Consider the following 10,870-nt stretch of genomic DNA (forward strand, 5'->3'; position numbering starts at 1 on the left):
TCACTCCCAGCCGTGGGAGGCGTCCGCCCGCATGGTCGGGCACCTCTCGCCGACGGCGCCCACCAGCTCGAAGTGCCACCACTCGTTCTCGTAGGTGCGGCACAGCCCGACCTCGGACGAGCGCTCCTCCAGCCAGGCCGCGCCCTCGCGCGGGCCGACGTCGATCGCCGTCCCCGCGACGTGCGCCGAGACCTCCGGCGGCAGCACCGTGCGGCGCGCCCGGTCGAGGCCGTCCCGGGCGATCGCCTCGTCCAGCAGCCGCTGCTGCTCGGCGGCCGAGCGCCGGCCCGACGTGATGCGCAGCTCGATGCCGTCGGCGGCCGCCGCCTCCCGGGCGACGTCGAACCGGGCCAGGAGCTCGGCGTCCAGCCCTTCCGCACCGGGGACGACCGCGCCCCGACCGCCGTCGTCGACGTCGGGGGTGGTCGTGGCCGGCACCGGCCCGGCCGGGGCCGGGCCGTCGGCGCCCGACCGTCCCACGACGGCCGGGGCGGCCAGGGCGGCCGCCGTCGCGAGGCCTCCCACCACGAGGAGACCCAGGACGGCGCGGGTCCCGCGGGCGAGGGCGAGGCGACGACGTCGTCCCCGACCGAGGTGCTCGACCACCCCCGGGGCCGGCGTGGCGGGGGGCGTGGGGTCGTCGATCGAGGACGAGCGGGAGGAGCGGGCGTGAGCGGTGGTGGTGGCCATGCCGCCAGCCTCCGTCGCGGCGCCGCAGCCGCACATGAGCCCTGGGGTCACGCTCGCTGACCCCAGGGCGCACGCCGTCGGCCGCACCTCCGCCCGGGGGCCGACGAGGGACGGGCACCGACTCGCCTACCGTGGCGAGGTGCCCGACAGCAGCAGAGTCCCGTTCCCCGTCGCCGACGTCGCCACCGCCGCGATCGTCGGTGGTGGCTGGACGCTCGCCGTGGCGCTGCTGGCGCGCTCGCCGTGGTGGCACCCGAGCAGCGTGACCTCCTACCACTGGACCGGCGTGCTGCTCGCCGTCGCCGTGGCCGCGCGCCGCCGGTGGCCCGTCGCCGGGTTCTGGCTGGTGCTCGCCGGGACGGTTCTGGTCCAGCGGGCCGGGCTGCAGAGCTACTTCCAGGTGCTGCCGCTGGCCGTGGCGTCGTTCGCCGTGGTGCGGGCGGGCAGGCTCGGGTGGCTCGCCGCGCTCGTGCCGGCCGTCCTCGGCGCGGCGGCGATGACGGTCGCCGGCTACCCGGAGCTGCTGCTCCGCCTCGTCCCGCCGTGGTCGAGCCCTGTCGACCTGCTGCCGGGCTACGGGTTCCCGCTCGTGGTGACCCGGAACTACTCGGAGCTCGTGCAGCTGGTGGCGATCGTCGTCGCCGCCGTCGTGCTCGGCCACGTCTTCCACCGGCTCGACACCGCCCGCGCCGAGCTCGAGGCCCGCAACGCCGAGCTCGTGCGGCTCCAGGGCGTCGAGGCCGATCGGGCGGTCACGGCCGAGCGCAACCGCATCGCGCGCGACCTGCACGACGTCGTGGCGCACCACGTCACGGCGATCGTCGTCCGGGCGCAGGCCGCGCGGCACGTCCTCGAGCGCCGTCCCGAGACCGGTCCGGAGGCGCTGGGCTGGATCGCCGCCGAGGGCAAGGAGGCGCTCGGGGCCATGCGCTCGATGGTGCACGTGCTCCGCGTCGACGCCCCGACGGTCACGACGGCGAACGATCTGCGGGACTCGCTGCACCAGACGGTCGAGCGGCTGCGCGCCGGCGGGCTCGACGTGACGCTCGCGATCGACCCCGCGCCGGCCGGTGCCGGCGGGGAGGTCAGCGCGGAGGTCGGCGCCGAGGTCGGCGTCGCCGTCGTCCGGATCGCCCAGGAGGCGCTGACCAACGTCGCCCTGCACTCCGCGGCGACGTCCGCCGCGGTGACGCTCGGCGGTGACGGCGAGTCCCTCGTCCTCACGGTGACCGACCCGGGTCCGGCCCTGGCCCCGCCGTCGGGCCGATCCCCGCGGGGCGGGAACGGCGTGCGCCACATGACCGACCGAGCGGCCGCGCTCGGTGGCGAGGTGAGCGTCGGTCCGGACGGGACGGGCTGGCGGGTGGCGGCACGGCTGCCGCACGGGCGACCGACCACCGGCACGGAGGAGGGTCGATGAACGAGGCGGGGGAGCGCGAGGGCGCGCCGCTGCGCGTGGTCGTCGTCGACGACCAGCCCACGATCAGGCTGGGCCTGCGCATGATCGTCGACGACGAGGACGGCCTCGAGGTGGTGGGGGAGGCGGGCGACGGCGTCGAGGCGCTGGCGGTGGTCCGCCGGACGCGGCCCGACGTCGTCCTGATGGACGTCCGGATGCCGCGGTCGTCCGGGATCGACGCGATCCGCGCCGTCGTGGCGGACCCCGCTCTGGGGGCGGTCCGGATCCTGGTGCTCACGACGTTCGACGACGACGAGCACCTCGCCGACGCCCTCGAGGCGGGCGCGGGCGGCTTCCTGCTCAAGGACGTCGAGCCCGTGCTGCTGCTCACCGCGATCCACCGCGTCGCACGCGGTGACACGGTGCTCGATCCGACGATGGCCTCGCGCGTCGTGCGCGCCTACCTCGACGGCGGCGGTGCGCGACGGCGGGACGCGCGTCTCGACCTGCTCTCGCCACGCGAGGTCGAGGTGCTCCGTGCGGTCGCCCAGGGCCGGTCGAACCTCCAGATCGGTGCCGCGCTGCACTGCTCCGAGGCGACGGTGAAGAGTCACGTGCGCTCGATGCTGACGAAGCTCGACCTGCTCAACCGCGTCCAGCTGGTGGTGTTCGCCTACGAGGCGGGTCTCCTCGTCCCGGGGGTGTCGAGCGACTGAGGCCGAGGACCGACGGCGGAGGTCCGGGCGGGGACAGCGCTCAGCGCCGGCGGTGCCGTTCCAGCGCGGCCGACATGTCGATCGTCTCGCCGTCGCCCCCGCCCTCGCCCACGATGAGGGGCGGCGGGACGGGGAGCGGGGTGTAGCCGCGCAGGCGCTCGCGGAGCGACAGGTCGGCGCGCAGGACGTAGAAGCCGCCGTCCGTGCCGAGCGCGACGGAGCGGTCCTTCTTGAGGTACCAGCCCGTCAGGGTGGTGCGGGCGCGGCCGCCGCGGTAGCCCTGCACGGCCAGCGGCTCGGGCGCGACCGCCTCGTTCGCGGCGGTGGCCAGGAAGGCGTCGATCATCGCCTGGGCGCGGGCCGACTCGGCCGCCTTGCGCTCGTTGAGCCGACGCTCCAGCTCGAGGGCGGCCTCGCGCCGACCCTCGGCCCAGGAGGCGTCGGACACGGTCAGCGCCGCGGGGAGCCGGTGGCGGCGGAGGAGGTCTCCTCCGACGACTCGACGTGCGTCTCCGTGACGGAGCCGGTCTCGTCGGCGTCGGCGTCGTCCTCGGTGTCGGTGTCGGAGTCGGACGTCTCGGTCCCGGACCCCTCGTCCTCGGCCGTCGCGTGGGACGAGGAGTCCTCGTCGGCGCTCCCGTCCTCGTCGTTGTCGTCGTCGCTCTCGGCCGTCGCCTCCTCGAGCGCCGCGGCGGCCTGGTCGGCCTTGGCGATGAGGTGCTCGTCCGGAACCACGCTCGAGCCGAGCAACCCGCGGAGCTCGTCGAGGTAGGCGGTGATGGCCTCGCGCTGCCGCTCGAGGTCGGCGACCTCAGCGCGGACGGACTCGAGCCGGAGCTCGGCCTCCTGGGCGGCAGCGGTGAGGGTGCGGTCGGCGGCGTCGTTCGCGTCGTCGACGATGCGACCGGCCTGCTCGCGGGCGGAGGAGAGGGTCGAGCGCGCGCTCGCCTCGGAGGTAGCGGAGATCGAGTCGGCGCGGTCGAGGGCGTCCACGACGCGCTCCTCCGCCTCGGCGACCCGCGCGTTGACGTCGGCGAGCAGCTGGTCGGCCGCCGCCTTCGCGGCGTCGTGGATCTCGCGGTTCTCGGCCTCGGCGGCCTCACGACGCCGCGCGATGTCGAGGTCGCCGGCGGCCTGGGCCGTGATCGTCTCCTCGACGAGCACGTCCGCCTCCTCGCGAGCCGTGGTGACGAGGCCGTCGGCGGTCGAGCGGGCCTGACCCACCAAGGCGTCGGCCTCGGCCCGGGCGGTCTCCCGCGTGGTCGTGGCGTACGCCTCGGCCTCGGTGCGCAGCGCGCGGGCCGCGGCGGTCGCCGTCGCGACGAGCTCGCGGGCCTCCGCCTCGGCCGCGACCCGCAGCTCGGTGGTCTCCCGCAGCACTAGCGACTCGCGCGCCGCGAGGTCCCGCTCGAGCGTGGCGCGGCGCTCCGCCGTCTCGCTCTCGAGCGCGCCGCGGATGCCGCGGGCCTCGCGCTCCGCCGAGGAGACGAGCTCGGTCGAACTGAGGGCGGCGGCGGCGCGCACCGACTCCGACTCCGTCGCCGCGGAGGTGGTGACGTGCTCGGCCTCGGCGCGGGCGTTGGCCAGCAGGTCGGCCGCCTCGCGCTCGGCCCGGTCGAGCAGCTGCTGGGCCTCCTTCTCGGCGCGCGCGGTGATGGTGGAGGCCTTGGTCGAGGCCTGGGTGACGACGTCGGTGCTCTGCTCCTCGGCGGAGCGCAGCAGCTGCTCGATCCTGGAGCCGAGCCCCGCGTAGGTCGGCGCCTCGGTCTCGCTGAGGGCCCGCTGGGTCTCCGACAGCTGGCCGGACAGGCGCAGGGACTCGGAGTCGGAGGCCTCGACCTGGCGGCGTGCCTCGTTCAGGGCGCGGACGAGATCGCTCACGTGCTGGTCGACCTGGGCGCGGTCGTAGCCGCGCAGGACGACGGGGAAGGAGGCGTGCTCGTCAGTCATGAAGGAGTCTCCGGGGGTGGGGGGGCGCGAGGGAGGGGCCGGCGCTGCCAGCGTAACCGGCCCTCGGCGACGGCGGGGGTGGGTCCGGGTGATCGCCGTCGAGGTTCAGGTACCGCCCAGGGGGCGCGGGTACCCTGGGTCGCGCGCGCGCCGCCGGGCGGTTCGCGAGCACGACCTCATGTACCCCGCAAGGCCCTGGAAGGACGTGGCAATGGCCCGTCGGATCATCGGGATCGTCCTGACGCTCCTCGGAGCGGCGGCGATCGTCGTCGGTGTGCTCTCGACCACGTCGTGGCGCACCTCGGACACCGTGACGGCGACGTCACCCACGGCCGACGTGCCCTTCGTCGTCATCGAGCCAGGTGTCGCCGGCGTGGTCGACGACCGGGTCGACGTCGCCATCACCGCCGCCGACCCCGCGCAGACGGTCACGGTCATCACCGGCCGCGACGTCGACGTCGACGGCTGGCTGGCCGACGCCGCGCACCAGCGGCTGGTCGACGTCGTCGACTGGGACCAGATGGTGACCGAGGACGTCGAGGGAGTCACCGAGGGCGTGCCCAGCCCGGTCGGCAACGACATGTGGCTCGACACCCAGGAGGCCGACGGCGAGCTCGCCTTCACCTACGACGTGCCGACCACCGGTCGCCAGACGCTGCTCGTCGTGCGCGACGGCGACACGGGACCGGCGCCGACCGTGTCCTTCACGTGGGCCCGCGAGGTGACGACGCCGTACTTCGTGCCGCTCATGTCGGCCGGCATCCCGGCCGTGGTTCTGGGGCTAGCGCTGATCGTGTGGTCGTTCGTGGCCCGCCGGAACAAGAAGAACGAGGCCGCGCTCGCGACGGCCGGCGCCGAGGGCGACCCGACCCCGGGCGAGGCCTCCGTCGCTGCGGGGAGCGACGGCGAGGACGCCGAGACCTCGGTCCTGCCGCGGACCGCCGCCGCCGGTGCGGCGGTCGGGTCCGGCGAGCCCGGGGAGCCGAGCGATCCGCCGACGGCGGAGACCGCGGTGCTCACCCGCCGCCAGCTGCGGGCCCTCGGGGAGTCGGGGGCCGGCGGCGCCGCCGGCACCACGGCCTACGAGGGGCTCCAGGAGCGGCTCGCGGCGGTCGACGTCGACAGGATCGCCGCCGACATCGCCCCCGCCGACGACCGGGCCGCCCCGCCGGACGCCCCCGAGGCCTACCCGGGGTGGCTGCGCGCGCAGGAGGAGGGCCGGGAGGACGGGGCCACCGAGGTCGCCGAGCCCCCGGCGCGTCCGACGTGGAGCGAGCGCTGGGGCCTGGCCGTGCCGGCACCGGAGAGCGAGTCGGAGGGTGAGGAGCCCGTCACACCGCCGGAGGCGTCGGAGCTCGAGCCGCTGGACGCGCCCGGATCGGAGTCCGAGCCGGTGGAGGTCGAGCCGGCGGCGTCCGAGCCTGTGGAGGTGCCCGAGCCGGAGCCGCTGGTGGAGCCCGAGTCCGAGCCGGAGCCCGAGCCTCTGGTGGCACCCGAGCCCGGGCTCGAGCCCGAGCCGCTGGTCGAGCCCGAGTCCGAGCCGACCCCGAGCGACGACGATGCCGGCCACCCCGACATTGCCGACCACCCCGAGACCGACCGGAACGAGGAGGACCGATGACCCCGCGTCGTCGCCGGCTGTCCGCCGCGGGAGCCGTGCTCGCCACGTCCCTCCTGCTCGCGGGCTGCGCCGAGGAGGTGGCGCCGACCCTCGTGGCCGAGCCGCCGCCCGAGTTCGCCCCGCCCGCCGTCTCCGAGGAGCGCGCCCAGGAGGTCCTCGACGAGGTCGAGGACCAGATCGCCGCCGCTGACGCCGCCGGCGACATCGAGCAGATGCGCGCCAGGGTCGTCGCCCCGGCGATCGACTTCCGGGCGACGCAGTACGCGCTCAACACGGCCACGGGCGGTGCCGACGTCCCGCTACCGCTGACGACGGACTCCGACGTCTTCGTCGTGACGGCGACGGACTCCTGGCCGCGCTCGATCCTCGCGGTCTCCAACCCCGGCGAGGGGAGCACGGTCCGGCTCTACCTCGGCCTGACCCAGAACTCCCCGCGCGAGGACTACCAGCTCGTCAGCTGGTCGCGGCTGCTCCCGGGCGTGGAGACCCCCGTCTTCGCGACGGCGGAGATCGGCTCCGCGCCGGTCACCGCCGACCAGGAGGGGCTCCTGGCGACCCCGGCGGACGCGCTGACCCGGCTGGCGGCCGTGCTCACCGATCCGGCCGACCCCGCGTCGGCGGAGTTCGAGGAGGACCCGTTCCGCCCGTTCCTCACCGCCGAGCTCGACGGCCTGCGGCAGAGCGTCCAGGTGGCGGGCGAGGTCTCCTCGGCCTCGACGCCGGGCGCGCCCGTCTTCGCGATCGCGACCGCCGACGGCGGCGCGCTCGTGATGGGCACCGTCGACTCCACGGTGACGCTGCGCAAGACGATCGAGGGTGCCGAGCTGACGCTCGGCGGTCAGATCGCCGCCCTCGGCGGGGCGGAGCCCGTCGAGGCCGCCGCCGTGGCCACGTACCAGCAGATGGTCACCGTCTACATCCCGCCCGCCGGTGGCGAGCAGACGCAGATGCGGCTCCTCGGGGTCGACCGCGTGCTCGCGTCCGTCACCCGCACCGAGTAGCGACCCGCGCTCGTCCCGGCGAGCGTCACCGGCGAGAGCCGTCCCGTCACCCCCGCACCGTCCGAGAGGTCCCAAGCACGTGAGCCAGCCCCACTTCGATCCGCGCGGCGCCGTCGACCTGTCGTCGCTGCAGAAGCCCACCCCGGCGCAGGAGGCGGCGGCCGCGAAGGCCGCGGCCGCGCGTGCGGCGGTCCCGCCCGGGCTCGTCGTCGATCTGACGCCCGAGTCGTTCCAGACCGTCGTGGAGGGCTCGGCCACCGTGCCGGTCGTCGTCGCGATCGGTGCCAGCCGCACCGCCGCCGGCGAGCAGATGACGCCGCTGCTCGAGCAGGCGGTCGTGCAGTACGGCGGCCGGTTCGTGCTCGCGATCCTCGACGCCGACACCCAGCCCCAGATCGCGCAGGCGTTCGGGGTCGAGGGCGTCCCGTGCGCCGTCGCCGTCATCCAGGGCCAGCCGCTGCCGCTGTTCCAGGGCGCCCCCGCGCCCGAGCAGGTGACGCAGGTGCTCGACCAGGTGCTGGCCGCCGCCGCCCAGGCCGGGGTGACCGGCACGGTGGCCGGTGTCGAGCAGCCCGACGCCGAGCCGCAGGAGGAGCCGGAGCCCGAGCTGCCGCCGCTGTTCGCGGCCGCGTACGAGGCGATCGAGGCGGGCGACTACGACGCGGCCGCCGCGGCCTACCGCCAGGCGCTCAACGAGAACCCCGCCGACAAGGACGCCAAGGCCGGGCTCGGCCAGGTCTCCCTGATGCAGCGCCTGGCGGGGGTGACGGACCCGGTCGCCGACCTCGAGAAGGCGGAGGCGATGGGTCCGCAGGCCGTCGACCTGCAGCTGCACGCCGCCGACATCGAGATGGCGGCCGGACGCGTGGCCGCCGCGTTCGACCGCGTCATCGCCGTCGTCCGCGCCACCGCCGGCGACGAGCGCGAGGCCGCCCGCAAGCGGCTCCTGGAGCTCTTCGAGCTCGTGGACCCGCAGGCCGACGAGCTGAAGGCCGCGCGACGGAACCTGGCGCTCGCACTCTTCTGAGACGCCGGCGAGATCGGTGCGTGCGGGACCCCGGGCGGGGGTCCCGCACCGCTAGGGTCACGTCCATGCACGAGGTCATCGAGGCTCTTCGCCGCGCGGTCGCCGCGGCTCCCCAGGACGTCACGCTTCGCCTGCACCTGGCCGACCAGCTGGTGGCGGTCGGCGACGTCCCGGCGGCGCTGACGGAGATCGCCGTCGCGATCCAGCTGGATCCCGCCGACCCTCGGACCCACGACGCCGTGCGGCGCGCCCTCGACGCCGGGAGCGCGGCTCCCACGACGACGGCCGACCAGGGCCTCGCCCCGTCCGCCCCCGAGCCGCCGGCGCCGACCGCCTCGTCGTCACCGCCCCGCCGCCGTCGTCACCGCCCCCGACCACCCCGCCCGCCGACTTCGACTGGGGACGCGCGGAGTCGGAGCTGCTCGGCGGGACGGACGCGCTCGGTCGGACCGACCCCCTCCTCGCCGGTCGGGACGAGGCGGGTGAGGGCGACGACGCCCCCGCGGACGCGGCGGCGTCGTCCCCGCCGTCGCGGTTCCACATCGCCCCGCCCGACATCACGCTCGCCGACGTGGGCGGCATGCGCGCCGTCAAGGAGCGGCTGAACGCCGCCTTCCTCGCGCCGCTGCGCAACCCGGAGCTGCGCGAGCGGTTCGCCAAGTCGCTGCGCGGCGGGCTGCTGCTCTACGGCCCGCCCGGCTGCGGGAAGACGATGATCGCGCGCGCCCTCGCGGGCGAGCTCGGCGCCCGCTTCCTGTCCGTGGGTCTCACCGACATCCTCGACTCGGCGTACGGGGCGACCGAGCGCAACATCCACGAGATCTTCCAGCTCGCCAGGCGCGAGGCCCCGTGCGTCCTGTTCTTCGACGAGATCGACGCGCTCGGCGGCCGGCGCTCGCAGCGCACCCTCGACTGGACCCGCGGCTCCATCAACCAGCTGCTGACCGAGCTCGACGGCGTGGACGCGCTCAACGAGGGCGTCTTCGTGCTGGCGGCCACCAACCAGCCCTGGGACGTCGACCCCGCGCTCCGTCGCCCGGGGCGTCTGGACCGCACCGTGCTCGTGCTGCCGCCCGACGAGGAGGCGCGCACGTCGGTGATCGCGCACCACCTGCGCGGGCGGCCCGTCGCCGACGACATCGACACCCGGGCCCTCGCCCGCGCCTCGGAGGGCCTCTCGGGCGCCGACCTCGCGCTGGCGTGCGAGAGCGCGACCGAGGTGGCGCTCCTGCACGCCGCCTCGACGGGCCAGGTGCGCGACATCTCCCACGACGACCTGGCCCGCGCGGTCGCCGCGACCCGACCCTCCGTGGGCGCGTGGCTCGACAGCGCCCGCAACGTCGTGATGTTCGGCGACGACGACGGCACGTACACGGAGCTGCGCGCCTACCTGAAGAAGGTGAAGCGGCTGTGACGCACCCCGACGCCCTGGTGCTCGCCCGCGCGTACGCCGACGGCGGGCGCTGGCAGGACAGCCTGCGCGAGGTCGCGGCCGTGCTGGCCGCCGACCCGCGCGACGTCGACGCCCTGCTGCTGGCGTCGCGGGCCCACCTCGCGCTCGAGGAGACGGAGCAGGCGCTGGCCGCCGCGCAGGCCGCCGGACGCCTCGATCCCACCTCACCGGCCCCGGCCATGAACGCCGCGCTGGCGCTCTCGGCGCTGCGGCGACCGAAGGAGGCGCGGGAGGCGGCGGACCGCGCCGTCGCGATCGCCCCGAACCTCGTCACCGCCCACCTGGTGCGGATCGACGTCGAGACGTCGGCCCGGAGCTTCTCGCGCGAGGCCGACGCCTCGGGTCAGGCGGCGCTGCGGCTGGCCCCGAACGATCCGGCGGTCCACGTCGCCCTCGGCAACCTCGACCTGGCGCGCGGCCAGGCCCACCTGGCGCGGATGTCCTACGAGCAGGCCCTGCGTCTGGACCCGGACAACCGGGCGGCGCAGTACAACCTGGCGCTGGCGGCGTCGGGCCGGGTGAACGGGATGCCGGACGCCGTGCGGCACCTGCGCCAGCTGCTGCGCGCCGACCCGAGCGAGGGGAGCTACGAGCTCCTGCTGCGGCGGAGCCTGTTCACCGTGGTGACGACGGCTGTCGCCCTCACCCTGATGGCCACCCTGTTCCTGCTCCCCGGGGGCGGTCGCGCGGCCCCGTCCGGCGCCCTCGTCGGCGTCGTCCTCCTGCTCTGCCTGCTCCTGCAGGGCGGCGCGCTGGTGTGGATCCGCCGGACGGTTGGACCGGCGGCACTCAGCGTCCTCCGCGACCGCGGCTGGCGCCGGACGCTGCTGGTCGTCGCCGCGGTCGCGATCGCCGCGGCCGACGTCGCGCTCGCCGTCGCCGTCGGGGTGCCGCCCCCGGGGCGCAGCGGGCTGGTCGGCGGGGCCGCGACGCTCACGTTCCTCGCCCTGGTGGCGATGATCCCGAGCGCGGCGAACCGGCGGCGCTGACGTCTCCGTCCGCGCCGCCGGTCC

11 protein-coding genes are annotated in these 10,870 nt (G+C 75.9%); 8 read left to right on the top strand and 3 right to left on the bottom strand.

All coding sequences use genetic code 11. From position 1 onward, the window contains the following. Positions 1 to 690 (bottom strand): M15 family metallopeptidase, encoded by a 690-nt coding sequence (locus tag C8046_RS17655; RefSeq protein ID WP_199224513.1) that lies wholly within the window; start codon positions 688 to 690, stop codon positions 1 to 3. Between the two features lie 139 nt (positions 691 to 829). Here C8046_RS17655 and C8046_RS17660 point away from each other — a divergent pair, with 139 nt between their 5' ends. Further along, entirely contained in the window at positions 830 to 2,110 is a 1,281-nt protein-coding gene (locus C8046_RS17660; protein ID WP_158277261.1) for a sensor histidine kinase, read from the top strand. Beyond that, positions 2,107 to 2,805 (top strand): response regulator, encoded by a 699-nt coding sequence (locus C8046_RS17665; RefSeq protein WP_109230572.1) that lies wholly within the window; start codon positions 2,107 to 2,109, stop codon positions 2,803 to 2,805. Before C8046_RS17660 ends, C8046_RS17665 begins: the two co-directional genes overlap by 4 nt. Before the next feature lie 40 nt (positions 2,806 to 2,845). Here the strand turns inward: C8046_RS17665 and C8046_RS17670 are convergent, their stop codons facing one another. Beyond that, positions 2,846 to 3,253: a hypothetical protein gene (locus tag C8046_RS17670; RefSeq protein ID WP_109230573.1), complete on the bottom strand. Its 408-nt coding sequence runs from the start codon at positions 3,251 to 3,253 to the stop codon at positions 2,846 to 2,848. 2 nt (positions 3,254 to 3,255) lie between these two features. Beyond that, positions 3,256 to 4,755: a DivIVA domain-containing protein gene (locus tag C8046_RS17675; RefSeq protein WP_109230574.1), complete on the bottom strand. Its 1,500-nt coding sequence runs from the start codon at positions 4,753 to 4,755 to the stop codon at positions 3,256 to 3,258. A 211-nt stretch (positions 4,756 to 4,966) separates the two neighbouring features. Between C8046_RS17675 and C8046_RS18935 the strand changes: the two genes are divergently transcribed. The 6 genes from C8046_RS18935 to C8046_RS17705 all read left to right on the top strand — a co-directional run bounded on the left by C8046_RS18935 (position 4,967) and on the right by C8046_RS17705 (position 10,846). Next, positions 4,967 to 6,376: a hypothetical protein gene (locus C8046_RS18935; protein WP_199224514.1), complete on the top strand. Its 1,410-nt coding sequence runs from the start codon at positions 4,967 to 4,969 to the stop codon at positions 6,374 to 6,376. Beyond that, a complete protein-coding gene (locus tag C8046_RS17685) occupies positions 6,373 to 7,377 on the top strand; it encodes a hypothetical protein (protein WP_109230575.1) in 1,005 nt (334 codons plus the stop codon). Before C8046_RS18935 ends, C8046_RS17685 begins: the two co-directional genes overlap by 4 nt. 79 nt (positions 7,378 to 7,456) lie before the next feature. Beyond that, positions 7,457 to 8,404: a tetratricopeptide repeat protein gene (locus C8046_RS17690; protein WP_109230576.1), complete on the top strand. Its 948-nt coding sequence runs from the start codon at positions 7,457 to 7,459 to the stop codon at positions 8,402 to 8,404. A gap of 65 nt (positions 8,405 to 8,469) precedes the next feature. Beyond that, on the top strand, positions 8,470 to 9,009 hold the full coding sequence (locus C8046_RS20290; RefSeq protein WP_109230577.1) for a tetratricopeptide repeat protein: 540 nt from the start codon (positions 8,470 to 8,472) through the stop codon (positions 9,007 to 9,009). Then, complete coding sequence (locus C8046_RS17700; RefSeq protein WP_109230578.1) at positions 8,985 to 9,818, top strand: ATP-binding protein; 834 nt, start codon at positions 8,985 to 8,987, stop codon at positions 9,816 to 9,818. The genes C8046_RS20290 and C8046_RS17700 overlap by 25 nt, the downstream gene beginning before the upstream one ends. Continuing rightward, a complete protein-coding gene (locus tag C8046_RS17705; protein WP_158277262.1) occupies positions 9,815 to 10,846 on the top strand; it encodes a tetratricopeptide repeat protein in 1,032 nt (343 codons plus the stop codon). Before C8046_RS17700 ends, C8046_RS17705 begins: the two co-directional genes overlap by 4 nt. Positions 10,847 to 10,870 lie beyond the last annotated feature (24 nt).

Source organism: Serinibacter arcticus, from assembly GCF_003121705.1.
In the GTDB taxonomy this organism is placed as follows: domain Bacteria; phylum Actinomycetota; class Actinomycetes; order Actinomycetales; family Beutenbergiaceae; genus Litorihabitans.